Annotated in this window: 22 protein-coding genes and 1 pseudogene; 8 read left to right on the forward strand and 15 right to left on the reverse strand. The window is 53.2% G+C overall.

Annotated elements, in window-relative coordinates; all coding sequences use genetic code 11:
* Positions 1-22 precede the first annotated feature (22 nt).
* Together sucC and sucD are read left to right on the forward strand one after the other, a co-directional pair.
* Positions 23-1,162: an ADP-forming succinate--CoA ligase subunit beta gene (gene sucC / locus J4864_RS02255; RefSeq protein ID WP_211814439.1), complete on the forward strand. Its 1,140-nt coding sequence runs from the start codon at positions 23-25 to the stop codon at positions 1,160-1,162.
* A gap of 12 nt (positions 1,163-1,174) precedes the next feature.
* A complete protein-coding gene (sucD, locus tag J4864_RS02260; RefSeq protein WP_007368569.1) occupies positions 1,175-2,047 on the forward strand; it encodes a succinate--CoA ligase subunit alpha in 873 nt (290 codons plus the stop codon).
* A gap of 718 nt (positions 2,048-2,765) precedes the next feature.
* Here the strand turns inward: sucD and J4864_RS02265 are convergent.
* On the reverse strand, positions 2,766-3,326 hold the full coding sequence (locus J4864_RS02265) for a sugar O-acetyltransferase (RefSeq protein ID WP_211814440.1): 561 nt from the start codon (positions 3,324-3,326) through the stop codon (positions 2,766-2,768).
* Between the two features lie 535 nt (positions 3,327-3,861).
* Between J4864_RS02265 and J4864_RS02270 the strand changes: the two genes are divergently transcribed.
* From J4864_RS02270 to J4864_RS02285, 4 genes are read left to right on the forward strand one after another with little or no spacing between them, the layout of a single operon-like run.
* Positions 3,862-4,536, forward strand: coding sequence for an MgtC/SapB family protein (locus J4864_RS02270; RefSeq protein ID WP_040555044.1), 675 nt, complete (start codon positions 3,862-3,864; stop codon positions 4,534-4,536).
* A gap of 27 nt (positions 4,537-4,563) precedes the next feature.
* The gene (locus J4864_RS02275) at positions 4,564-4,704 is read left to right on the forward strand and encodes a hypothetical protein (RefSeq protein WP_211814441.1); all 141 of its coding nucleotides are present in this window, start codon (positions 4,564-4,566) and stop codon (positions 4,702-4,704) included.
* 13 nt (positions 4,705-4,717) lie between these two features.
* Positions 4,718-6,064: an MATE family efflux transporter gene (locus J4864_RS02280; protein ID WP_211814600.1), complete on the forward strand. Its 1,347-nt coding sequence runs from the start codon at positions 4,718-4,720 to the stop codon at positions 6,062-6,064.
* Positions 6,065-6,081: 17 nt separating this feature from the next.
* Positions 6,082-7,185: a metallophosphoesterase gene (locus J4864_RS02285; RefSeq protein WP_211814442.1), complete on the forward strand. Its 1,104-nt coding sequence runs from the start codon at positions 6,082-6,084 to the stop codon at positions 7,183-7,185.
* Between the two features lie 318 nt (positions 7,186-7,503).
* Here J4864_RS02285 and J4864_RS02290 read toward each other — a convergent pair whose 3' ends face one another.
* The 6 genes from J4864_RS02290 to J4864_RS02315 all read right to left on the reverse strand — a co-directional run bounded on the left by J4864_RS02290 (position 7,504) and on the right by J4864_RS02315 (position 15,794).
* Positions 7,504-9,045 (reverse strand): RapZ C-terminal domain-containing protein, encoded by a 1,542-nt coding sequence (locus J4864_RS02290; protein WP_211814443.1) that lies wholly within the window; start codon positions 9,043-9,045, stop codon positions 7,504-7,506.
* Between the two features lie 125 nt (positions 9,046-9,170).
* The gene (locus J4864_RS02295) at positions 9,171-9,371 is read right to left on the reverse strand and encodes a hypothetical protein (RefSeq protein ID WP_007368578.1); all 201 of its coding nucleotides are present in this window, start codon (positions 9,369-9,371) and stop codon (positions 9,171-9,173) included.
* A 315-nt stretch (positions 9,372-9,686) separates the two neighbouring features.
* The gene (locus tag J4864_RS02300) at positions 9,687-11,120 is read right to left on the reverse strand and encodes a glycoside hydrolase family 57 protein (protein WP_211814444.1); all 1,434 of its coding nucleotides are present in this window, start codon (positions 11,118-11,120) and stop codon (positions 9,687-9,689) included.
* 51 nt (positions 11,121-11,171) lie between these two features.
* Positions 11,172-12,440: a glycosyltransferase family 4 protein gene (locus tag J4864_RS02305; protein ID WP_211814445.1), complete on the reverse strand. Its 1,269-nt coding sequence runs from the start codon at positions 12,438-12,440 to the stop codon at positions 11,172-11,174.
* A 15-nt stretch (positions 12,441-12,455) separates the two neighbouring features.
* On the reverse strand, positions 12,456-14,399 hold the full coding sequence (locus tag J4864_RS02310) for a glycogen debranching enzyme N-terminal domain-containing protein (RefSeq protein ID WP_211814446.1): 1,944 nt from the start codon (positions 14,397-14,399) through the stop codon (positions 12,456-12,458).
* A gap of 456 nt (positions 14,400-14,855) precedes the next feature.
* Positions 14,856-15,794: a diacylglycerol/lipid kinase family protein gene (locus J4864_RS02315; RefSeq protein WP_211814447.1), complete on the reverse strand. Its 939-nt coding sequence runs from the start codon at positions 15,792-15,794 to the stop codon at positions 14,856-14,858.
* Between J4864_RS02315 and J4864_RS11950 the strand changes: the two genes are divergently transcribed.
* A complete protein-coding gene (locus J4864_RS11950) occupies positions 15,678-15,950 on the forward strand; it encodes a hypothetical protein (RefSeq protein WP_394371010.1) in 273 nt (90 codons plus the stop codon). The genes J4864_RS02315 and J4864_RS11950 overlap by 117 nt on opposite strands.
* Here the strand turns inward: J4864_RS11950 and miaA are convergent.
* Positions 15,839-16,756: pseudogene (gene miaA, locus J4864_RS02320) on the reverse strand (tRNA (adenosine(37)-N6)-dimethylallyltransferase MiaA); the annotation flags it as partial. The gene J4864_RS11950 and the pseudogene miaA overlap by 112 nt on opposite strands.
* Positions 16,757-16,930: 174 nt before the next feature.
* Entirely contained in the window at positions 16,931-17,959 is a 1,029-nt protein-coding gene (gene gap, locus J4864_RS02325; RefSeq protein ID WP_211814449.1) for a type I glyceraldehyde-3-phosphate dehydrogenase, read from the reverse strand.
* A gap of 273 nt (positions 17,960-18,232) precedes the next feature.
* On the opposite strand from gap, the gene mscL reads away from it, so the two are divergent.
* Entirely contained in the window at positions 18,233-18,655 is a 423-nt protein-coding gene (gene mscL, locus J4864_RS02330) for a large-conductance mechanosensitive channel protein MscL (RefSeq protein ID WP_211814450.1), read from the forward strand.
* Between the two features lie 210 nt (positions 18,656-18,865).
* Here the strand turns inward: mscL and J4864_RS02335 are convergent, their stop codons facing one another.
* From J4864_RS02335 to J4864_RS02360, 6 genes are all read right to left on the reverse strand, one after another.
* A complete protein-coding gene (locus J4864_RS02335) occupies positions 18,866-19,846 on the reverse strand; it encodes an endonuclease/exonuclease/phosphatase family protein (protein ID WP_211814451.1) in 981 nt (326 codons plus the stop codon).
* 274 nt (positions 19,847-20,120) lie between these two features.
* Positions 20,121-20,897: a prephenate dehydrogenase/arogenate dehydrogenase family protein gene (locus tag J4864_RS02340; protein ID WP_007368589.1), complete on the reverse strand. Its 777-nt coding sequence runs from the start codon at positions 20,895-20,897 to the stop codon at positions 20,121-20,123.
* A 179-nt stretch (positions 20,898-21,076) separates the two neighbouring features.
* On the reverse strand, positions 21,077-22,141 hold the full coding sequence (locus tag J4864_RS02345) for a bifunctional 3-deoxy-7-phosphoheptulonate synthase/chorismate mutase type II (RefSeq protein ID WP_211814452.1): 1,065 nt from the start codon (positions 22,139-22,141) through the stop codon (positions 21,077-21,079).
* Positions 22,142-22,242: 101 nt separating this feature from the next.
* A complete protein-coding gene (locus tag J4864_RS02350) occupies positions 22,243-23,412 on the reverse strand; it encodes a pyridoxal phosphate-dependent aminotransferase (RefSeq protein ID WP_211814601.1) in 1,170 nt (389 codons plus the stop codon).
* Positions 23,413-23,480: 68 nt separating this feature from the next.
* The gene (locus tag J4864_RS02355; RefSeq protein WP_211814453.1) at positions 23,481-24,311 is read right to left on the reverse strand and encodes a prephenate dehydratase; all 831 of its coding nucleotides are present in this window, start codon (positions 24,309-24,311) and stop codon (positions 23,481-23,483) included.
* A gap of 451 nt (positions 24,312-24,762) precedes the next feature.
* Complete coding sequence (locus J4864_RS02360) at positions 24,763-25,629, reverse strand: helix-turn-helix domain-containing protein (protein WP_211814454.1); 867 nt, start codon at positions 25,627-25,629, stop codon at positions 24,763-24,765.
* Positions 25,630-25,792: the final 163 nt, after the last annotated feature.

Below are 25,792 nucleotides of genomic sequence, written 5' to 3' on the forward strand. Positions count from 1 at the left end.
TTATAATTTAAAACCAAATCTTATGAAGGTACATGAATACCAGGCAAAGAAATTCTTTGCAAGTTATGGACTTCCGGTGGACCGCAACATCATCTGTCGCACCCCCGATGAAGCTGTAGCTGCCTACAAGCAGTTAGGTGTTGAGAAAGCCGTGGTCAAGGCACAGGTTCACACGGGCGGACGAGGCAAGGCCGGTGGTGTGAAACTTGGCAGCAGCGAAGCCGAGATCCGCCAGCATGCTGAGGCGATTCTGGGCATGAACATCAAGGGGTTTATCGTCGACAGGGTGCTCGTGAGCGAGGCCGTCGACATCGCATCAGAGTACTACATGAGTATCCTTGTAGACCGTAAATCGAAGTGTCCGATGTTGATGCTGAGCCGTGCCGGCGGTATGGACATCGAGCAGGTTGCCAAGGAGACACCGGAAAAGATCGAGAAGATCGTCATCGATCCCGTTGTCGGCATGAGCGACTACCTCGCCAGAGAGGCTGCCTTCAAGCTCTTCGACAACATGGCGCAGGTGAAGCAGGCTGTTCCCGTCTTTAAGAACATCTATAAGCTGTTCACAGAGAAAGACGCCTCGCTGGCAGAAATCAATCCTCTGGTCCTGCTGAAGGATGGGACACTGAAAGCAATCGATGCCAAGATGACCTTCGACGACAATGCCCTCTTCCGCCACCCGGATGTGGCCGAACTCTTCGAGCCGACCGAAGAAGAACGCAAGGAGCGTGAAGCCAAGGACAAAGGGTTCAGCTATGTGAACCTCGGAGGAAGCATCGGCTGCATGGTAAACGGTGCCGGTCTTGCCATGGCTACCATGGACATGATCAAACTGTATGGCGGCGAACCTGCCAACTTCCTCGACATCGGCGGCAGTTCCAATCCCGAGAAGATCGTCGAGGCGATGAAGCTTCTCTTGAGCGACAAACATGTAAAGGTCGTATTGATCAATATCTTCGGTGGCATCACACGATGTGATGATGTAGCCAACGGACTTCTGGAGGCTTTCAAGGTAATCGAGACCGACATACCTATCGTCATCCGTCTGACAGGAACCAATGAAGCCGAAGGAAGAGCCATCCTCGAAGGCACTCATTTTACCGTCGGCACAAGCATGGCCGACGCAGGACACAAGGCTGTAGAACTGAGCAAAAAACTTTAAAACACAAGAACTATGAGTATTCTGATCAACAAAAATACAAAACTAATCGTACAGGGTATTACAGGACGTGACGGCAGTTTCCACGCTTCCAAGATGAAAGAGTATGGCACCAACGTGGTGGGCGGCACTTCGCCAGGCAAGGCCGGACAGGAAGTGAGCGGCATTCCGGTGTTCAATACTGTCAAGGATGCGGTTGCGGCAACCGGTGCCAACACCTCCATCATCTTCGTTCCAGCCCCCTTTGCAAAGGATGCCATGCTCGAAGCGATTGACGGCGGCATCAAGCTCGTCATCTGCATTACCGAGGGTGTACCGACCCTCGATGCCGTCGCCGCACAGCGTTATGCACGCATCAAGGGCGTAAGCGTCATCGGCCCGAACTGTCCGGGACTGATTTCTCCGGACGAGAGCATGGCCGGCATCATGCCGACCAACATCTTCAAGAAAGGCCATACAGGTGTCATCAGCCGCAGTGGTACGCTTACCTACGAAGTGGTCTACAACCTTACTCAGGCCGGCCTGGGACAGTCAACAGCCGTAGGCGTAGGAGGCGACCCCGTAGTGGGTCTCTACTTTGAGGAGCTGCTCCGTATGTTCCAGGATGATCCGGAGACCGACAGCATCGCACTCATCGGTGAAATCGGCGGCGATGCCGAAGAGCGTGCAGCTAAATTCATCAAGGAGCACGTGACGAAGCCGGTGGCCGTGTTCATCTCCGGGCAGCAGGCACCTCCAGGAAAGCAGATGGGACACGCCGGTGCCATCATCTCAAGCGGATCAGGCTCTGCAAGCGAGAAGATTGCCGCCTTCGAGGCCGTCGGTGTACCTGTGGCACGTGAGACAAGAGAAATCCCGGAGCTGTTGAAAAAGCAGCTGAACAGATGACCGTACCGTGTCTCGCCGTCTCTGACAGGACGGCGGGATGCGAATATGCCCATAGCTGAATCCCACCGCAGCAGCATAACAGGCTGGCTGCGGTGGGATTTTTTTTTGTGGATTTTCCACTATCCACAGTCATGTTCCGTCACGTCAGCTCGTCAGCCGGACAGGCAGGGATTTTTTCAGGCTTTCAATCAGGGAAACCGGCAGAGGCAGAAAACTGCCAGACGAAAACATTAGACAACATACCGAGGCCGCAGAAAAGCTCTCTTACACGAGGCTTCCGGAAAGTGTAACCTGTTGATAATCGAATATGCAGTTTTGTGATAAACAGGGCTTTACAGCAGTCTCATACAGACGATAATCATTTAAAAAAGTTCTTTCACCCGTCAACCGAGTTTAAAAACAAGACGAGAACCCGTCAGCCCAGAACAGGAAGATACAGGGTATACAACACGCATCTGCATGGGAACAGGATTCCCAACCGATTGGGAACATCATTCCCAAATACCGGGAACAGGATTCTCAGCCGTCGGGAACAGGACTCCCGGCAGCCCCCTTCCCGACAGTTTTCAAAACGGAATCCGCAAAGCGTTGACGGATTCCATCGCACCGGTATGTCCGTGGCTTTTTCAGCACATCCCGGCAGCCTGTATTCTACAACGCCGGATTCCTGCGGAAAGCTTCTTGTCCATGGAAGGCCGCAGGCATCACAAACCGGTATTTACTCCTCGCCTGTTTTCCTGATGACCTTGCAGGGATTGCCTGCCGCCACCACACCGGCGGGGATGTCATGGGTTACGACAGAACCTGCACCGATCGTGGTCCCGTCGCCAATGGTCACACCGGGCAGGACAACGACATTACCGCCTATCCACACATCATTGCCGATGCGGATGGGCAGGGCATATTCTATTTTCCTGTTGCGTTGAGCGACATCGAGCGGATGCCCCGCAGTATAGAACGAACAGTTGGGTGCGACGAAGACATTGTCGCCGAACGTCACCTTGGCTTCATCAAGTATCACGCAGTTGGTATTGGCGAAAAAGTTCTCCCCCACCTCTATGTTATAACCATAATCGCAGAAGAACGGAGCGACGATGAACAGTCCGTCACCAGCCCTGCCGAACAGGTTCCGCAGCCGCTCCATGCGTTCCTCCCTGTGTGAAGGAGGAATCCGGTTGATTTCGTAACACTCATTCTCACAGTAATAAAGGTCCTTCAAGACCTCCGGATCATTTGCCTGGTAAAGCATTCCTCGCTGCTGTTTCTCTTTCTCTGTCATTGTCTTCTGATTTATTTTAAAGATGTCCATTCAGGCAGATTCTGAAAGGACACAGGTCTGTCGGTACAAAAGAACCGGTCGGTCCCCTGTGCCTGTCCTGCCCGACACATACGTGCGCCGATCTGTAAACCTGTGGTAGTCTTTTCTGCAAATATAGTCCTTTGCACCGGATTCCGCAAGCAATCTCATGAGAAATCACTTCCGTCACTTCCCAAAAGCCGTATTGACATACAGGCACTCCGTGCATCTGTTCCCTGCTGCTTCCTCTGTCTTCATGCACCTTCTTCCGCTTTCAGCAGCATGGCCCGACACCATATCCGTCCGGGAAGAAAGCAGGAACAGTCCGTCTGAAAGACAGACCCCATCAAAGGTGACGCATAGGTTCAGTCCCGTACCGGCATTCATTCCGAATCACGGAACGAGACGATCTGCTTGTCCATCCCTTCATTTTAAACCGGAAAACAAGGAGAATACAAAGTATTTTTGTAAATTTGCAGCACTAAGCTACATCTTGACAAAGAAAGGAGTAAACATCATGGATACGATAACCTACGAGTTTGTACTGAGGCTCTTCATTGCAGCCATGCTGGGCGGGGCCATCGGTCTGGAGCGGGAATACCGTGCCAAGGAGGCGGGTTTCCGGACACATTTCCTCGTGGCACTGGGCAGCGGACTGTTCATGATCCTGTCTCAGTTCGGTTTCGACGGCGTGCTGGGACATTACGGACAGGTGTCGCTCGATCCGAGCCGTATCGCCTCACAGGTGGTGACAGGCATCGGATTCATCGGTGCCGGAACGATCATCTTCCAGAAGCACGTGGTACGCGGCCTCACGACGGCGGCAGGCCTCTGGGTGACCTCGGCCATCGGCATGACGGCCGGTGCGGGCATGTACGTACTGTCCATCGCCACGACCGTGCTTGTCCTGCTCTGCCTGGAAGCCCTTTACTTCATCCTGCAGCACTTCGGCACACGCAACATCAACGTGTCTTTCAGTGCTCCCGAAGAGACCGACATCCAGCGTGTCCTCCAGCGGCTGCGTGAGAAGGAAGTCATCATCGACTCCTATGAGATGCAGCGCAAGGACACCTCCTCCGGACACTACTACGTCGTGACGATGGAAATGAAGTTGAAACGCAACCGGTACCAAAGCCATCTGCTTAACTTCATGATGGAGTTCAAGGATGTCACGGTGGAGTCGATAGAATAGGTCCTCGGATGCGTAAAAAAGAAAGTCATGGATTTTGAGGAGAGAGAGGAGGACACCCGCCGGGCGGAACTTGTCCGTATATTGGAGCATTCGATAGAACGGCTGTCGCTGGCAGAACTCGAGGCCTTGTACTATGACCTCATAGCCAAGGATTATATAAGGGAGTAAGAGGATGCCGCTGATGGACAAATGGAACAGGGAAATCCTCCGCCTTGCGGTTCCCTCCGTCATAAGTAATGTGACCGTCCCCTTGCTGGGACTTGTCGACCTGGCGGTCGTCGGTCATATAGGCAATGAGACTTACATCAGTGCCATTGCCGTCGGATCGATGATCTTCAACGTCATGTACTGGCTGTTAGGGTTCCTGCGAATGGGGACAAGCGGCATGACCTCACAGGCTTTCGGACGGCATGACCGTAAAGAATGTCTGGACATCCTTGCACGCACGCTGCTGATAGGCATTGGAACAGGACTGTTCTTTGTCGCCGTACAGCGGGGTCTGGAATGGGGTATGCTCCGGCTGATGAACACGCCGGAGACCTCATGGGGGCTTGTCGGAACCTATTTCCGGATCGTCATCTGGGGCGCACCCGCCATGTTGGGGCTATACGGACTGACAGGCTGGTTCATCGGCATGCAGGATACCCGTATGCCCATGATGGTCGCCATACTGCAGAATGTGGTCAACATCCTTGCCTCCCTGTTCTTCGTATTCGTCCTGGACTGGAAGATAAGCGGTGTCGCTGCCGGCACCGTCCTGGCCCAGTGGGCGGGCTTCATTGTGTCCCTGTCTGCCGCTTGCCGGCGGATCAGACGCCTCGTGAGGGGGTTCGACCTGCTGGCAGGCAGGCTTTTCAGAGCCCAATTGCACGCCACGTTCAGACACGTGCAGAAGAGGAAAGACGCATGGGGCGAGTTCTTCCGTGTAAACAAGGACATCTTCCTGCGGACGGTCTGTCTGGTAGCCGTCAACTTCTTCTTCACCTCGGCCGGAGGGAAGCAGGGGGCAATGCTGCTGGCCGTCAACACACTGCTGATGACGCTCTTCACGCTTTTCTCTTATCTGATGGATGGCTTTGCGTATGCAGGAGAGGCTTTGAGCGGCAAATACTATGGTGCAGCCGACGGGGAGGGACTGCGTATCATCGTCCGCCGGCTGTTCGCCTTCGGCGGACTCATGGCAGTGCTCTTTACCGCCGTGTATGTCGTCGGCGGAGAAGGATTCCTGCGGCTGCTCACAGATGACACGGCTGTCATCGCATCCGCCCGCCCCTACCTGTTCTGGGCTTATCTGATACCGGCGGCCGGAATGTCGGCCTTTGTATTGGACGGTGTCTTTATCGGACTGACCGCCACCAAAGGCATGCTGTTTTCAACGGCGGTGGCCATGGCAACATTCTTCACCGTGTATTTTCTGTTCTGGAGGCAGCTGGGCAATGATGCCTTATGGATAGCTTTCCTCCTGTTCCTTGCAGCGAGAGGAGCCGCGTCTTTTTTATGGATGCACCGGTATTCTATCATCATCTGATCTAAATTTTCCGAAAGATGAAATACACCGCCATCATCGTCTTTTTACTTTTCTTCCTGTCAGTCTGCGGATATGTCGGCTGGCGTATCTGGCATATCCTCCCTTTCTTTTCCCCTGTCAGATGGATTGTCGTAGGAGTTCTGCTGCTGTTCATCGTCTGTTTCTTCACCAACTTCATCTTCGGACTTGACAGCAGGCCCATGCCCATCGCCATAACGCTGTATGAGCTGGGCAACTCGTCTGTTTTCATCGGTCTGTATCTTGCGATGCTCTTCCTTGTGCTCGACATGGGGAGGCTGCTCCGTCTTGTCCCCCGTTCATTGCTCTACGACAGCCGGGCCGGAACGGCTTCAGTCGCAGTCGTCATGACCGGACTGTTTGTCTATGGCTATCTGCATTACCTGCATAAAGAACGTGTGCCTTTGACTTTGAAGACTACAAAGACCATGCGCCGGCGGCACCGTATGGTCATGATGACCGACCTGCATCTGGGTTACCACAACCGTGCAGACGAGTTCAGGAAATGGGTGGACAGCGTGAACAGGGAGCAGCCCGAACTTGTTCTCATTGCAGGTGACATTGTCGACGGGAGCATCCGGGCATTGGCGGCACAGGGCATGGCGGCAGAGTTCAGGCGACTGAAAGCCCCGGTCTACGCCTGTCTGGGCAACCATGAGTATCTCGGAGGCGCATCACAGGCAAAGAAATTCTATCAGGATGCAGGCATCCACCTGCTGGTCGACAGTCATGCCCTGGTGCATCTGCCGGGCGGAGACCGTCTGCTTGTCGTGGGGCGCGACGACCGGACGAACAAGAGGCGGGCCGGCCTGCAGGAGCTGATGAGGCACTCTCCGAAGGGCTATTACACGATTCTCATGGACCACCAGCCCTACCATCTGGAAGAAGCACAGCAATGCGGCATAGACTTCCAGCTGTCAGGGCACACACATTATGGACAGGTCTGGCCTGTCAGCTGGATCGAAGACCTTATCTACGAAGATGCCTTCGGGCCATTGCGAAAAGGAGACACGCAATACTACGTATCTTCCGGAATCGGAATCTGGGGCGGGAAATTCCGTATCGGGACAAGGTCTGAATACATTGTGGCGGAACTCCAATAAACAGAAGTCTACGGAAAAAGCGCATCAGACTATGCCTTCCAGCTTAGCCTGATACGCTTTTTCCCATTCATTTCCTCCCCGGCCAGCCGGTCCGGTCGGGACATCTTCCCAAATACCCTCATTGTCATGGTGATGTTAAGAGGGGGCTGCCGCCCCTTCGCAGCTTTCCGCCCCTATTCAGCATGTTCCTTCTTCCCAGCATCCGAACGAGTCCGTTATGTTATTTTAGGATCCGTTCGTCTAAAAGAAGAGAAGACATCAAAAGGTCATTCCGGATATCCGCATGAATCCGTCTCCCCCGGCAACAGCCGGAATCTCTCACCGGGCATTCAGGGTCTGTCTGATTCCCTGCTCCCGATGCGTTATGTGTACTTCAATTCCATACTTCTCATTGAGATGCTCCGCCAGATGCTGTGCGCAGTAGACCGAACGGTGCTGTCCTCCCGTACAGCCGAAGCAGAACATCAGGTCGGTAAAACCGCGCTGCATATAACGTTCCACATGATGGTCGGCCAGTCTGTAGACGGGCTTGAGGAAATCGAGTATTTCGCCGTCATCCTCCAGAAAGCGAATGACAGGTTCATCCAGTCCCGTAATCTTTTTGTAAGGCTCGTACCGTCCGGGGTTGTGCGTACTCCGGCAGTCAAACACATAGCCTCCCCCGTTGCCGGAGGTATCTTCGGGGATTCCTTTCCTATAGGAGAAGCTGAACACACGGACTACCAGCGGGCCTTTCCCGTCGTACTTGGAGAATGTCGCAGGGCCGTCCATCGGATTGGCCTTGTAAATGTCCTTCTCTGCTGTCCTGAAACCGTCTGACCTGTTTGCCGCCGGTTTCTCGATATGTGCAAACTGCGGCAGCCGGGTAAGCCGTTCCAGCATGGACATCATATAAGGATAGGGAAATACATCCTCTCCCAATGCCAGAAGATCGCACAGATTCTGTATGGCAGGAGGGATGGAGTCGACAAAATGCTTCTTCCGTTCAAAGTAACCGCGGAAGCCGTATGCACCCAGCACCTGCAGCGTACGGAACAGGACGAAGAGGGACAGGCGGTTGACGAAATGCCGCTTCGACGGCACTTCTGTGTAATTCTTCAGACTCTGGTAGTACTCAAACACCAGTTCCCTGCGCAGCTTGAAAGAATACTTCGCACTTGCCTGCCACAGGAAGGATGCAAGGTCGTAATAGAACGGTCCTTTCCTGCCACCTTGGAAATCGATGAAATAAGGTTTCCCCTCCTTGTCCAGCATGACGTTGCGAGCCTGGAAGTCACGATAAAGAAAGGCATCCATCTTCTCCGAGGTCAGGTCTTTGGCAAACATACGGAAATTCGCTTCGAGCTTCAGCTCGTGGAAATCCAGCTCTGTCGCTTTCAGAAAGCAGTACTTAAAGTAGTTCAAATCGAAGAGCACCCCTCTCTGGTCGAACTCCGGCTGTGGATAACAGTTGGAGAAATCAAGCCCCCGAGCCCCACGCAGCTGTATGTTCGGCAGTTCACGGATCGTCCTGCGAAGCAGTTCCTGCTCCGCAAGATTATATCTTCCGCCGGCTTCTCGTCCGCCACGGACGGCCTCAAAGAGCGAACGGTCCCCAAGATCGGTCTGCAGATAGCGGGTCTCATCTTCCGAGACAGCCAGTACGTGTGGAACCGGAAGCCGGCGTTTCTCAAAGTGTCTGGCAAGATAGACAAAAGCATGGTTCTCGTCGCGGCTTGTACCGATGACGCCAATGACCGACTCACCGTCTTCGTCCGTCAGCCGATAATATGCGCGGTTGCTCCCCGCCCCTTCCAGCTTTTCGACACCGGCAGGCTCGCTGCCTCTCCATCGTTTATACAGTGCTAATAGTTTCTCCATTCCCTTATTCCTAATGCTGTCTCCGAAGATAGGCGACGGTACAGCCTGCATACATTAAAGTCCGCTAAGTGTCTTTCCTCCAGCCTCTTACAGAAGGCAGAACCGGGGGAGAGCAGGACGGCTTCTTATTCTTCCAGCTTTCTTTTTATCTCGTCGGCCTGCTTCTCTCCCCGTTTCTTGTTGTCATATTGGCGGAGCAGACCGTCTATCAGCAACAGGATGGCAAGAATACCGCCCGTGACAAGCAATGACTTTGTGAGATAGTAGATGCCTCCGATGACTACGAAGAGCACGATAAATTCTTTCCAGTTGATCAATCGTTTCATGCTACAAATTTACATAAAAACGGTGATTTATGAGCCTGTTGGATAAAGAAAGTGGTTTTCCTTCGGAGGAAAGTCAACGAAAAGACTACGGATGACTGCCGTCCGGTAAACATTTTCCATACATGCAGGGTATCATCCGCTTTACTGACAGTGACTGGAACGGATCGGGTCTCCTGCCGATGTTCTGACGGCCGGCACCGGTGGTGTCTTGGGCAACCGTCATGAAGAAAGGACACGAAAAAACGCCCATACCGCACCTGCTGACTTCCATCAGGTGCCGTATGAGCGTTATGGATCGGATTTCAGAAAGCGGTTTTATCCTGCTTTTTCATCGGCAGGGACGGGCTTCTCCGTTTTCTTTCTTGATACGGACTTCTTTGCAGCCCTGCCCGCAGCGGACTTTCTGCCCGAGGCTTTCTTCTCTTTTTCGTCACGCAGCCGGAGCTCTTCCTTTTCCAGCGTATCGACCTTTGCCTGCAAATGGGATATCTCCTTCGACTTCATTTCAAGCTCCTCTCCCTGATTACGGATAGTTGTAAGCAGGCTGTTCAGCTCCTCATTGTCGATTTCAGCAGGATAAAGACTGTTGACACGGTTCAGGAAGTCGCCCAGAACATTCATGTAATTGGTAAAGGCATCGAACGGACTGGAATAGATGCCCCTGTCCATTCCCACCCGCGAGGGCTTGGTAGACATGAACCGGAAGTTGTCGCTCGCCTGCAGATAGTCCCAGTCCTGGTTGATGCGCGGGTCGTCGGCAATACGCACACGGTCGGCAATGCTGTAAAGCTTGTTAAATGCTTCACGCTGCATCGGATTCCCCAGCCATGTACTGACATCACGCTCCTCATCCATCCAGCTCAACGTGTCAGGCACGTCAAGCCGGTCGACACTCTTCAGCTTCATACATAGCTCTGTCGGAGTAGAGAAAGTGATACCCCGCTGCTTTGCACAGGCCGGCCACGCTTTGAAGAACTCGAGGATATTGCTCGAAAGCGGCTGCTCAATGCCGAGAGCGGACAGATTCATGAAAACGCCGATGACCTGTTCTTCCTCGGGAAGTGCCGCGATCTCGTCCATATAGGTATCGGCGAACAGCGGATACCCTTCCCAGTCTGAATTGTTGAAACGGAGCGAGATGTCATCACTCAGCTTCACGTCACGCAACAGCAGCTTGAGTTTCGGATCGAGCGCACAGTTGTACACGTAATGCGGACTCTTCCAGCCCAGTACATGTTTCGCCCCTTCTGTCAACATCCCCTTGAAGCCCATCCGGGAAGCCAGCAGACCGATTTCATCACTGTAGATCAGCGAGGAGTTGCGCAGTACCTTAGGAGTCTGGCCGAAGTATTCCTTGATTTTCTGTGCCTGACGTTTTACTTCCGACTTGAAACTTTCCTCATTGGCAAGCGAAGCAAGACCGTGGGAATAGGGTTCGGCAAGGAACTCCACACAGCCGGTACTGTTCAGTTCCTGCAGTTTCTCCAGCACCTGGGGAGCGTGTATCTCCAACTGCTCGATGCCCACGCCCGAGAGCGAGAACGTCACTTTGAAAGCCTTTCCGCTCTCATGGATCATCTGCTGCAAGGCCTCCAGAGCCGGCATATAGCTCTTGTCGGCAATCTCTGATATGGTGCGTTCGTTCTCGAAGCTGTCATAATAATAATGGTCGGTACCGATGTCAAAGAAACGGTAACGTTTCAGGTGAATTACCTGGTGTATCTCGAAATATAAACAAATTGTCTTCATTGTCTTGTTGTTTTGGTTTTATTTAGGTCATTCGTTTTCCATCATCCGGACTTATTGCCAGCCCAATGTACGGAGGTAAAGCTCGCGGATCCATGCGCCTACCTTCTCCCATGTTATCTGGTCGACCTCACGTTTTCCTTCAGCGGCGAGGTAGTCGAAGAGGCTTTCGTTGTGACAGATGGAGTACATCGCATCTGCCAGCGCATGAATATCCCAGTAGTCTACCTTGATGCAGTTGTCCAGAATCTCTGCGCAACCGCTCTGCTTGGAGATGATGGACGGTGTCCCGCACTGCATCGCCTCCAAGGGAGAGATACCGAACGGCTCGCTTACGGACGGCATCACATAAACATCGGAAGCCTTCAGGCATTCATACACCTGGTTGCCGCGCATAAAGCCGGGGAAATGGAAACGGTCGGCAATGCCCCGTTCGGCCGCCAGGTAAATCATCTGATCCATCATATCGCCCGATCCTGCCATACAGAAACGGACATTACGTGTACGGTGCAGCACCATGTTGGCGGCTTCGACGAAGTATTCAGGCCCTTTCTGCATTGTCAGCCGGCCGAGGAAAGTGACGACTTTCTCCTTCCCCTTGTGGTCGGGACGCGGAATTTCGGCAATCTCCTGCTTCAGCGGGTAGACGGCATTGTGTACCGTGAAGACCTTCCGTGGATCCTGATGATACTGATTGATGACCGTCTGGCGTGTCAGTTCTGACACGCACATGATGCAGTCGGCATTGTCCATACCGTCCTTCTCGATGCCATAGACTGTCGGATTGACCTTACCGCGCGAACGGTCGAAGTCGGTGGCATGGACATGGATGCACAGCGGCTTGCCCGATACCCTCTTGGCATGAATGCCGGCAGGATAGGTCAGCCAGTCGTGTGCATGGATGATATCGAAGTCGAATGTACGTGCCACGACACCGGCGATGATCGAATAATTATTGATTTCCTCATGCAGATTATCCGGATAGCCGCCGGCGAAATCCATCGCACCAAGGTCGTTGACATGCATATAATTGAAGTCGGCATAGATGTGCTCACGCAGTTCGAAGTATTGTTCCGGTGTCATCAGATTGCCGAGACGGTTCTTCACATAGTCGTAGCCAAGCTCCCGATAGGCAATAGGCACATGGTCCATTGCCACAATATCCGCAAAAGTGTGGTCCTCGTCACCAAAAGGATGAGGCAGACAGAGGATTGTCTCGACATCTCCCTGCGCATGAAGCCCCTCCGAGATACCGAAGTTGGCAGTAGCCAGACCGCCATATACATGAGGAGGATACTCCCATCCAAACATTAAAACTTTCATACAGGTTCCTCCATTTTAATATTTATACTTCTCAAGCAACTCTAATGTACGGAGCACTTCAGCAACATTCATCGCAAAAGAGATGGCTCCGCGCCCACAGAACGGCGGATTACCGTCGAACAGTTCGGGCAGCGTGCTGAGACAGTGGTTGAACATCTCATCCTCATACCCTACCAGCTGGCGTTCGACAAAGCTCAGACGCGTCTGCTTATAGAGTTTCAGACAGGCTTCGAGATAGAAGCCTCCCAGCCATGGCCAGGCCGTTCCCTGATGGTAGGCCAGGTCGCGCTGTGTCTGCGGCCCGACGTACATCGGATTGTAACCGCCGCTCTTAGGAGAGAGAGAACGGAGTCCCTTCGGCGTAAGCAGTTCACGCGTACAGACATCCAGCACGCCTCTTTTCTGTTTCTGGTCGAGCGGTGAATAGTCAAGCGCTACGGCAAAGATCATGTTAGGACGTACACTCCAGTCGATCATCCTGCCGTCTACGTAATCATAGAGATAACCATACTCGTTCAGGAAAGTGGCGACAAACGCCTCCTTGCACTTGGAAGCGGTCTTCTCGAGTTCTGCTGCACGTGCCTCATAGCCGCTCTCCTGTTCCATGGAAGCGACAAAGCGCAGGGCGTTGTACCAAAGCGCATTGAACTCTACGATATATCCCGTCCGGGGAACAACAGGTTTACCGTTGTTTGTGGAGTTCATCCACGTGACGGCTCTCCCCTTCGCACTGGCATAAAGCAGACCGTTGGCATCCAGCCTGAGGTCGGGATGTCCGCCGGAAGAGAGGTAATCAACAATATCCCGCAGCAGACTGCCATAACGTTCCTGGCAGCGTGCCTTGCCAGCCTCCTTGGCGTATTGCTGTATTGCCCATATACACCACAGGGGAACATCGGGCTTCTCCATCTCGTAGATGTTGACGCTGACCGGTTTCCCCTCCATGAACTCACGCAGCCCTTTCTCCGCCGTCTGCATTACCAGTTCAAAGTATTCCTGCTCTTCGATGCTCAGCGTCAGCCCCGGGAGAGCGATGAACTGGTCACGGGCACGACATTTGAACCACGGATAGCCGGCAAGGATATAACGCTCATCGTTCTTCGAACGGTTATGGAACTGATGGGCAGCATTGACAAGACAGTGGAAGAAATTGTCACGCGGACTGCGTGACGCCACCTCTTTTTCAAACAGGGATTTCAATGAGGATGTATGGCATTCCGCCGTAGAAGCGGCAAAGACTATGCTCTCTCCCTTTCGGATATTCATTTCAAAGTAACCCGGCACATAGAGATCTTCATTGGACGCATAACCACGTTCCTGCTCTTTCGGATATTCCAGTCCACGGTACCAATAAGGCTCGAAGTGGAATACATTGCTCTTCGAGAACTGCATGAAGAGCGACGGATAGCCGGCATACATGCGGGTGCTGATGCCGTTGTCCACCTCCTGGTACGACCTGTCCGCAACGGAGTTCTCGTGTGTGAACTGCCGTACGCTGCGGAAAGCAAGGAAAGGACGGAACTGAAGGGTAGTCTGTGAGTGGGCATCCAGCAATGTGTAACGAATCAGAATACGGTCTTCATAGTGTTGGAACACGACCTCCTTTTTCAGCAGTACACCTCCTACCCGATACACGGTAGTAGGCACGGTGTCACAGTCGAACTCACGGATATACTTATGTCCCTGCGGGCTGAAATTGCCGCTCTGATACTTGTGTAACCCAAGGTTGAAGGCAGCACCATGCTGGATGACGGTGGGGTCAAGCGAGCTAAGCAGTACATGGTTGTCGTCATCCAGTCCCGGAACCGGCACAACAAGCAGTCCATGATACTTGCGCGTATTGCAGTCAACGATTGTAGAACAGGAATATGCCCCCGAGCGGTTGGTCCGCAACAACTCTCGTGGCAGCGAGTCCTGAAGATTGGTCATCAGAGCCTTTTCAAATTTTAAGTAGCTCATGTCTATAAAGGTTTTATGTTCTGTTGTTTGGTCTCAAGTCAAAAGGAAGTCACGGTACGACTACACTGTTTGGCACTTCAAAGATACGAAGAAAAATCAGGATAATGTCAAAATCTTACTTATATTTTTCAGTTCTTCCGTTAAATACATGGACAGGAGAAAAAACAGAGGCTTATAATCTCCGGCAAATGCCGGCATTATACATCTGAAGCGTCTGTCTGCCCATTCGATCCGTGTGCCCGGCAGACCGCTCCCGCACAATCCGGCCATCAGCACCTTACTATATAGGACCATGGCAGGAGCGAACCGGTCTTCCCTTTTCCTGCCGATGTGTTTAAAGGAAATTCGCCATGAGGAAAGTTTCCGGTCTTACAAGGTAAAAGGTCACCTTCACCGCTGCGGGCAAGACAACATCCTGACAAGGATTCAGGGCTGCCGGCATCAGAAAACCGTCTGTCAATCGGGTATCAGGAAATTGATTACCTCCTTCTCCACACTGACCTTGCATGTTGCGACAGGCGTCCCGTTCAACAGGCGTCCATCCACACTGACAGGGGTATGGCTCTCTGCCTGCAATGTCAGTTCGGCCGTCCGATAAGGATGCACACTCCTATGATTCAGAATTTTCCCACGCAGGAGGAGATAAAGCCCCTCTATGATCTGCATGGTCTTGGGCTGGGAGACGACCGAGACATCCAGCAGACCGTTGTACGGTACGGCGTTGGGGGTCTGTCCGTAGCCCGAGGCATTGCCTATGCAGACCGTCATAAGGCGTTTGTTTACCGTCTCCGTATTGACATGGAGGTGCATGAGGAAGTCGGTACGCTGGAAGAGAAGCAGGAAAGTCGAAAGGATGAAGGACAGTCTTCTGGAGACAAACAGATGGCGGGTACGGCGGCGAAGGCTCATAATGGTAGCGACAAAGCCAAAGTTCACACAGTTGAGGAAATAACGCCGGCAGTGCTCGTTCTTTCTGTTCTGATAACGGATACATCCGACATCTATCTTTCTCACCCTTTTCTGCATCAGCCATCGGATGGTCCGGTCCAGACAGGATTCATCAAAACCCCAGAAATGAGCAAAGTCGTTCAGCACTCCGTTCGGAATCACCCCCAGCGTGATCTGTCCCCGCTCTTCCGGTTCCATGCGCATCAGGTAGTTGACCGCATCATTCAGGGCAGAGTCCCCGCCGAATATGACAAGGGTCCTGTAACCGTTGTTGATCATCATACGTACCAGCCTTTCCACACCGCGCGGATTCTCACTCTGTACCATGTCATACAGTACATGATGCGATTGCAGACAATGTTCTGCCTGTTCCCAGCGTTTCACAGGATTACTCAGCAATCCGCCTTTGGGACAATAGATGACGCCCCACCTCTCTTCTTCTACCATAGACTTAATATTTCTTCTATCTTTGCATTCATCGGCTGCCGGGCATTGACCCAGTGTATTGTGAAGCCTCGCCGTTCCATGCCCCGGAACCATGTCATCTGCCGTTTCGCAAACTGGTGGATGGCCGTTTCCAGCTGTCCGAACATTTCCTCATAAGACAGCCGTCCGACGAGATATTCTGTGACAAACCTGTATTCCAGCCCATAATAAATAAGGTCTTCGGCAGGAATACCACGTTTCAGGAGGCGGTCTATCTCCTCCACCATCCCCGCTTCAAGCCGGACTTTCAGACGCTCTGTTATTTTCTGCCTGCGCTCGTCACGATCAATGTCCACACCTATTATGAACGAGTCTATCGGCGGGCAGTGCCGGTCTTCTGTCGGAGCCGACAGGTTGTGCGTCTCAATCTCTATGGCGCGGATGGCCCGCTGACAGGAGTCTACATCCGTCCTGTTGTGCATGACGGAGTGGTTCCTCTCTTTCAATCCGGTCAGAATCTGTGTCAGCTCCCCAAGCGATTTGTTCTCCAGCGACCGGCGCAGCTCCGGATTCTGGGGCACCGGAGACAGACTGTAACCTTTCAGCACCGCTTCTATGTAGAGGCCTGTCCCGCCACAGAGAATGGGCGGTACCCCCCTGTTCCGTATGTCTTCATAACAGTTGAGGAAGTCCTGCTGATAGCGGAAGAGATTGTACTTCGTCCCGGGCTCACATATATCTATCAGGTGGTAGGGAACGGATCGTCCGTCCACCGTATAATCTCCCAGATCCTTCCCCGTGCCGATGTCCATGTCCCGGTACACCTGCCGGCTGTCGGCACTGATGATTTCAGCACCGGTGCGCACCGCCAGATGTGCGGCGAGGTCTGTCTTGCCCGATGCTGTAGGCCCGAGAATGGTTATCATACGTTTTCCCGAAGCCGTCCCATAATCCGCACCGCTCTCCGTATGTTCATGCTTCATGTCGCAAATTTAGATAAAATTCCCGAACTATAAGCCGGTCGGATAAAGAAAATATTTTTTCTTTAGAAGAAAGATAACAGAAAAATCCCTGCCGGAGAACCGGCAGGGATTAATATTTCATCCGTCAATGTCTCTCTGCGCAAGAGAGAATTGCAGATTCACTTTCCAGCAATATTACTTCAGCTCTGCGAAGTACTTGATTGTGCGTACCATCTGAGAAGTGTAAGAGTTCTCATTGTCATACCAGGAAACAACCTGTACCTGATATGTGTCGTCGCTGATCTTGCTTACCATTGTCTGAGTTGCATCGAACAGTGAGCCGTAGCGCATACCGATGATGTCAGAAGAAACAATCAGGTCCTCGTTGTAACCGAAGCTCTCCGTTGCAGCAGCCTTCATGGCAGCGTTGATGCCCTCAACGGTAATGTCCTTGCCCTTGACAACAGCAACGAGGATGGTGGTAGAACCTGTCGGAGTCGGAACACGCTGTGCAGAACCGATCAGCTTGCCGTTCAGCTCAGGGATGACGAGACCGATGGCCTTTGCAGCACCTGTTGAGTTAGGAACGATGTTGCAGGCACCTGCACGTGAACGACGGAGGTCGCCCTTGCGCTGCGGACCGTCGAGAATCATCTGGTCGCCCGTGTAAGCGTGGATGGTTGACATGATACCTGACTGGATAGGAGCGTATGCGTTCAGTGCAGCTGCCATAGGAGCCAGACAGTTGGTTGTACAAGAAGCGGCAGAGATGACCTTGTCGTCAGCTGTCAGGGTCTTGTGGTTTGTATTGAATACGATAGTAGGAAGGTCGTTGCCTGCCGGAGCAGAGATAACCACTTTCTTGGCACCTGCCTTGAGGTGGGCAGAAGCCTTCTCCTTTGATGTGTAGAAACCAGTGCACTCGAGAACAACGTCTACCTTGTTAGCAGCCCATGGGCAGTTTGTAGCGTCCTTCTCAGCAGAGATCTTGATTTCCTTGCCATCAACGATGATAGAATCCTCTGTTGCCTCTACAGTGTGCTTGCCCTCACCGTACTTGCCGGCGAAACCACCCTGAGCGGTATCGTATTTCAGAAGATGAGCAAGCATCATAGGACTTGTCAAGTCGTTGATTGCAACAACCTCATAACCTTCAGCCTCAAACATCTGACGGAATGCGAGACGACCGATACGGCCAAAGCCGTTAATAGCTACATTTACCATTTTTTACCTTAATTAATTTATGAAAGTTTATAAAACTATTTTCTTTTTACCTCCTTGTAGAAATATTTTCCTTGTTACGATTGCAAAGATACAATTATTTTTTTATTTTTGCAGACGCTTTGCGTATTAAATATTATAAAAATTAACGTGCGACACGCATACAGATGGATGGATGCAATCCTACAGACCGAGATTGTAACGTCCGTATGCCAAAAGCGGGATGTTTAGGATAAAGAAGTACAGGACAACAACAATTTAACAACAGATAAAATTATGAGCAGACTCATTCAAGAATTCAAAGACTTTGCAGTAAAAGGGAATGCCGTCGACATGGCGGTCGGCGTAATCATCGGCGGTGCTTTCGGAAAGATCGTCTCATCTATCGTCGACGACATCCTCATGCCTCCTATCGGATGGCTCATCGGCGGCGTCAAGTTCACCGACCTGAAGATCACGCTCCCCACCGTCGACATCCCGGGGGTGGAGAAGATGGAGGCCGCCACCATCAACTACGGCAATTTCCTCCAGACGACATTCGATTTCCTGATCATCGCTTTCTGTGTATTCCTCCTCGTAAAGGGTATCAACAGACTTTCTAAGAAAAAGGAGGGGACAGCTGCGCCGGCACCTGCTCCAGAGCCGACGAACGAAGAGAAGCTCCTCATGGAGATACGCGACCTGCTGAAGAAACAATAAATACAGGCATCCTGTAACAACAGGGGAACGAAGTCCGAAGTCCGGCAACGGAACTCCGGACTTTTTCGTTAAGGCCACTTACAGGCGGAAGGACCGTGTATCAGGCAGATACACAGCACAAGAGGCGGGTAGAAGTCCTCCCTCATCAGAAAAAGGATGTCAGCCTCCGGCTTTTGCGACAGGCTGATTCCGCCAAGCTCCAGCATCCCCTCATTTCAGTTCTAAGTGCAGGACCAATGGCAGATGATCGCTGAATCCATTGTTATAACGCATACCATTATAATTACGGCGTGGCTTCACTCCACCGTATTTCTCATCCGGCTCCAGCAGGAACACGGCATCATGGACATGACAGCCTGCCACACGCTCACGCAGGTTCTCGCTCACCAGAATCTGGTCCAGACTCCCCCAGGCACCATGGTAACGATAGGTTCCTTTGGCTCCGTTGCTTCCCTGCGCTTCTGCCGACACATTGACCAGTCCGTGCGTATATGCGGTCTGCAGGGAGGGACTGTCAGGATAATCATTGAAATCGCCCATCACCAGTACTTTGGGATCCGAGTGGCACAGCCGGAGAGAATCTACCGCATCGCACAGCCGGTTTACCACGTGTTTCCTGAAAGGTCTGGAATACAGTTCACCTCCCATTCGGCTCGGCGCATGAACCAGGAAGACGTGCAGCGTGTCGCCGTTTTCCACTTCACCTTCCACATGAAGAATGTCCCTTGTAGGACGCATGTCCAGAATCGGTGCGACACGTATCGTATCCACTCTGATCAGCCTGAAGGAAAAAGGGGAATACAGCAAAGCCACATCAATGCCGCGCACATCACCGGAGGCGGTCATTACGTATTCATAACGTGCCTTGCGGAGCAATGAACGGCGGGTAAGGTCGAACAGGACGGAGTCGTTCTCCACCTCGCACAGTCCTACGATGTCGGGCAGATGCCAGCCGCTGCCGTCTTCGCCGCAGGCTATGAGGGTCTGTCCTGTCCTGTTCAGTTTCTCCCAGTACTTGGTCCGGGTCCAATGCCGGGGAGAATCCGGCAGAAATTCACGATCTTCCTTCAGCGTGTCATGCCGTGTGTCAAACAGGTTCTCCGCATTGAGTTCGACGACGGTCAAGCGACTTTGTGCAAAGATCTGCAAGGTGGTCAGTACTGTAAAGATAAAGATTAATGCTGAACGCATAAGCCGTTGGGAATTAAATATCAAGAGTTAAAAGTATTGCGGGGACAGACAGGGTAGTTGAGGGAAGGATGAGAAGCCAGAGGGGAAAGTGAGTAAAGGTATCAGGCCTTTACCGCATTCCATCCATAAAGGGGAATCAGCCGCAGGGGTGTTGTCTGAAGACAAGAGGACTTCCTCTCCGGCGAGAAGACCACGATGAAGACATAAGGCCGTTCATCCCCTACGATGGTGACGACTTATCCTCCTCTGAATCATCCACCTCCCGACGGATCCCCTACCCCTTCACATGCTTGCGGATCTTCGCCAGATAAGCTTTCATGCCATCGGCATCCTTGTCGTCGATGATCTGCAGCAGCTCTTTCAGTTCCGTACGGATCTGCGCCACCTGGTCGTGCGTGCAGGGATTGAAAAGAATCTCCTGGAGCAGGTAGTCATCCTCATTCAATACGCCCTTCGCTATCTGCATGTGCCGTTTGAAAGTGGTGCCCGGTGCATCCTGGTGCTTCATCACGGCCGCAAAGACGAAGGTCGAGACAAACGGAATGCTCAGCGAATAGGCTACCGTCTTGTCATGTTCCTCAAAACTATACTCGTAGATGTTCAATCCCAACCGCTGGTAGAGATCCTTGAAGAAGATTCTCCCCATATAGTCTCCCTCGCTGATGAGGATGGCGTTTTCTTCGCTCAGCTGGTTGAGATTGGCAAAGGTCGGCCCGAACATCGGATGCGTAGACACGTAGGGATGCCCGCAGCGGCCATACCATTCCTTCAGCCCCGTTTTCACCGAACTGATGTCTGACAGGATACTGCCGGACGGCAGCACCGGCAGTACTTCCTCAAAGGCCGGAACCGTATATTTCACCGTCACGGCATTGATGACCAGCTCCGGCCGGAAGGCTTCCACCTCGTCCAAGGTGGTAAACCGCCGGCAGTTGTATGTAAAGCGAAGACGGCGGGCATCCTTTTCGTAGGCCGCCACTTCGTGGTCGAAACTGAGCAGGTCGATGAAGAAACTTCCCATCTTTCCCGCACCCATAATCAGTATTTTCATATTCTTCCTTTTTCAAGAGGGGGGATTCGGTGACGGACATTGCTCGTTACCAGCCGATTGTCATGATGAAGAAAAGCAGCAGCCAATAACAGCCAAGATGCTGATCGGCAACAGACAATCACCGCTTATCCCCCCGATACCCGTCGGCCGGCAATGCGAAGCATCGACACCCGATGCTCCTACCTGTTCACTATCTCCAGCTGCTGGCGCACGCTCTCTTCATGGATCAGCTCGAAGACCTGTGCGGCAAAGTTGGGATCCATGCCGCAAAGACTTGCCTGTGCACCGCGCTTCTCAAGTATCTCATTGTACCTGCCGGCCTGCAGAACCGTCATGTTATGCTCTTTCTTGAAAGTGCCGATTTCACGGCAGATACGGAAACGCTTGGAAAGAAGTCCCATCAGCGAGTTGTCCACCTCGTCGATCTGCGCACGGAGAAGGCGGAGTCCTTCAGTCGTTGAGGTATGGTCACGCACGACCAGAAGCGACAGGATATAATCGAGAATATCGGGCGTGACCTGCTGCTTCGCATCACTCCAGGCTTTCTCCGGATTACAGTGGCTCTCGACGATCAGTCCGTCGAATCCCAGGTCCATTGCCTGCTGGCAGAGCGGCGCTATCAGGTCACGGCGGCCTCCGATGTGGCTCGGGTCACAGATGATGGGCAGCCCCGGGATACGCCGGCGCAGCTCGATGGGAATCTGCCACATCGGCACGTTGCGGTAGATCTTCTTTTCGTAGCTTGAGAAGCCACGGTGTATCACGCCCAGCCGCTTCAGCCCGGCCTGGTTCAGCCGCTGCAGCGCTCCAATCCATAGTTCAAGGTCAGGATTGACAGGATTCTTCACCAGCACGGGAATGTCCATCCCCTGCAGGGTGTCTGCCAGCGCCTGCATGGCAAAGGGATTGGCAGAGGTACGCGCCCCTATCCAGAGTATGTCCATGCCGTACTTCAAGGCCAGTTCGACGTGTTCGGGCGTTGCCACTTCGGTAGAGATCAGCATGCCCGTCTCTTCCTTCACCTCCTTCATCCAGGGCAAGGCCGTTTCGCCATTGCCCTCAAATCCACCGGGCTTCGTACGCGGCTTCCATATCCCGGCACGGAAGATATGGCAGCCTTTGTCTGCCAGGCTGCGTGCCGTGGACATTACCTGTTCTTCCGTCTCTGCCGAGCAGGGACCGGCGATGACAATAGGGCGAACATTGTCGCTCGGGAGTCTTAAAGGTTCTAAGTCTAATTCCATAATCATCTGTTCTTTAGTTTCACTTGATGGGATGAGCGCATCGTCCCGTTCCTCCTCAAAAGCCGCACCGGCGGCAACGGCACGGCATCCGGCATACCGCCTTACCACTCCAGGGCGGCAATACGGTCGCATGCATCCGCCATCCTCTCGTCTTTTGCACACAAGGAAATGCGGACATAACGCCTGCCGTTGCTGCCGAAGATGAATCCCGGGGTAAGGAACACACGTGCCCCGTGCAGCACCCGTTCGGTCAGTTCCTCCGCATCGGCGTACTTCTCCGGTATCTTTCCCCACAGGAACATCCCCACCTGTGCCCTGTCGAAACGGCAGCCCAGCAGTGTCAATATCTCTTCGGCCAGGACACGCCGCCGGCGATAGACCTCTATGTTATACCGCCGATGCCATTCATCCGTATTCGTCCTCATGGCCTCCGCCGCAGCCAGCTGTATGCCTCGGAAAGTTCCCGAATCGATGTTGCTCTTCACTTTCAGTATCCACGAGATGAAAGTAGGATTGCTGATGCACATCCCCACACGCCATCCCGGCATATTGTAAGCCTTCGACATGGAATTGAGCTCTATGCAGCAGTCTTTGGCACCGGGCACCTGCAGCAGGCTCAGCTTCTCTCCCTCGTTGAGGATAAACGAGTAAGGATTGTCGTTGACAACCACGATTCCATGCCGGCGGGCAAAGTCGACCAGCCTGACATAGGTCTCCCGGCGGGCGTTACCGCCGGTCGGCATGTTCGGATAATTCGTCCACATCAGGCGGACACGGTCCAGGTCCATCCGCTCCAATGCGTCGAAATCGGGCTGCCATCCCCTTTCCTCCCGCAGGTCGTAGGTCACGACCTCTGCTCCGAGCAGCCGTGAGAGGGATGTGTAGGTGGGATAACCGGGATCCGGGACAAGCACCCGTTCGCCGGGGTTGACAAAGGCCAGGGTGACGTGCAGGATACCTTCCTTCGAGCCGATGAGCGGCTGTACCTCGGTCAGCGCATCCACCTCCACGCCATACCAGCGTTTATAGAAGTCGGCCATCGCCCCGCGCAGTTCGGCTGTGCCCATGGTGGGCTGATAGCCATGCCCTGCCGCCTCCCGGGCGACCTCGCAGAGCTTGTCAATGGTCTGCTTCGAGGGAGGCTGGTCGGGACTGCCGACAGCCAGGGAGATGATGTCCTGTCCTTCCGCATTCAGTTCCGCCACCTCTTTCAGCTTGCGCGAGAAGTAGTACTCCTGCACCTCCCGCACACGGCTTGCCGGCTGTATCATAGGCTGTTTCCTTTTCATCTACTGTTCATGTTCTGTCTGCCGGGGCACTTTCCCCGCGCCGACGGCTGCTAATGTTCTCTGTACTCTCCCAGAACCCTGATGCTTTTCACCAGCGGAGTGATGGCGTCTATCGACTGCCGGTAGCGGGTGAGGCTGTCAAAAGTCAGGTCTACATAGAAGAGGTATTCCCACTCGTGCCCGATGACGGGCAGAGACTGTATCTTCGTGAGATTGATGCCATAGAAAGAGAGGATGGTCAGCACCTTGCTCAGAGACCCCTCTTCATGCGGCAGCGAGAATACGATGCTCGCCTTGTCCACATCCGTCAGCGGACGGAGGAAGTCGGCCTTCTGCGGCTGGCAGGCAATGAGGAAACGTGTGAAGTTGTGCTTGTTGTCCTCTATCGAATCCTCGAGGATCTTCAGTCCGTAGATCCGTGCGGCATCCGCGGCGCAGATAGCCGCCCGGCCGCGGCAACGTTTCCGTGCGATACAGGCAGCCGCCCCGGCCGTATCATCAGCCTCCACGGCCTTGAGAGCAGGATGGCCGGCAAGAAACGAACGGCACTGCATGAATGCCACAGGGTGGGAATGAACCTCGGTGACCGTTGCCCAGTCGTCGTCAGGCAGGCAGCAGATGCAGTGCTGGATATGGAGCCGCTGCTCGCCTACGACCATTGTCCCCGACTCGCGCAGGAGGTCGTAATTGTGCAGCAGGCTGCCGGCTATCGTGTTCTCGATGGCGAGCAGCGCGATGACCGTCGGGTCTTTTTCCACCTCCTCGAACACCTTCTCAAAAGTGGTGCAGCATATAAGCTGTACCTGTTCATCGGGAAAGTAAGCATGGGCTGCAATGTCGTGGAAACATCCCCGTTCTCCCTGTATGGCTATTCGTTTCATCTGCTTCGTCTGTTTTGTGGAGAACCGGCCCGTCAGAAGGCCGGTCTACGAAAAACGGCCCTGCCCAGGAATGGGCGGGACCGCTTCGTCGTCTGTTTCTTGCTTTATGTGATGGTCATAAGTTGAAATCTACACGCAACCTCCCGCCTTGCAACTTTCTGCAAAGAAAAAATAAAAGTAACGGAAAGATACATTAGATGTACTCATAATCTTCATTTTCGTTTGTATTCGACTGCAAATTTATTACTTTTATTTCTTATCACCAAACTTTTCGTGGAGAAAGATTCCTCCTGCGGAAAATACTCTGTGCGATACCGGCTGCTGCCGGTGGCTGGTACTGCTGTTCCCAAGGGGCGGTACCGCTGTTCCCAAGGGCTGGTACCGCTGTTCCCACACGGTTGGGAATCCGGTTCCCATACAATCAGAGGCAGGACGTTTGTCCCTCTCCGGATCATCCGCATTCCTCCCGGTACTTCCGAGGGGTCGTGCCCACCTCTCTCCGGAAGAACTTGGAGAAGGCGGATGCACTGGGGAAGTGCAGCCGGTAGGCAATCTCGCAGCCGGTCAGGCCGCCGGTCTCCAGGAGGATTTTCGCCTCCTGTACCGTCGCACGGTTAACCCAGTACATGACGCTCCGACCGCTCGCCTTCTTGATGACGGAAGACAGGTAGTGAGGGGTCATGTTCAGTTCTCCGGCATAGAAAGGAATGGAACGCTCCCGGACACAGTGGCGATGTACCAGCCGCCGGAACTTCCTGAAGGTTTCCTGCATGCGCATGGGAATACTGTCTGCCGCAGCCTTCTCGGCAGTGTCCCTGATGTACTGGACGTTGTCCACGAGTGCCTGCAGGAGATGCCGCAGCACCGTGCGGCGGACAGGGCGGACCTGCATGAAGTCCCAGACGAGGTAAATCATGCGCAGCAGCCGGTCGGCCTCTGTGGGCGAAACGGTGAGTACGCTCTCCTCCGGCAACTCCACCCCCTTGCGGAAGATGATGGCAACGACGCGCGTTTCCTCCGATATTTTCTTTATGTCGACAATGGTATCGGCAGGCAGCACCATCAGCATCCCCTTCTCGAGATGCCAGTCCTGGAGGTTGATGCAGAGGTCGGCATGTCCTTCCATGACAAATACCAGCCTCGGCTCTACTATCTGGTAGATCTTCCCTTCCTCGAGGAAACGGCTGTGCTGGATGTGACCGCCGATAACGAGGACGGCCTCGTCATTTGCCGTGACACGTCCCTGCTGCGGCAGCAGTTCTTCGGGATTGATGCTGTCCATTGAGAACGGGTTGATGGTTCTGGATTTCTCTTTCATCTTTCCTTATTGTATGATTATATTGCAAATCTAACATTATTCTCCGTAATAATACGTGCGAGACACAGGAAATCATACAATCGGGAAAGTTTTTGTTCGTATTTCATCATCTTCCTATGGCATAATAGTCCTATCTTTGCACGACAGGAAGAAGAAAACAGCC

Origin of the sequence: Prevotella multiformis, from assembly GCF_018127985.1 — a bacterium.
Lineage (GTDB): Bacteria > Bacteroidota > Bacteroidia > Bacteroidales > Bacteroidaceae > Prevotella > Prevotella multiformis.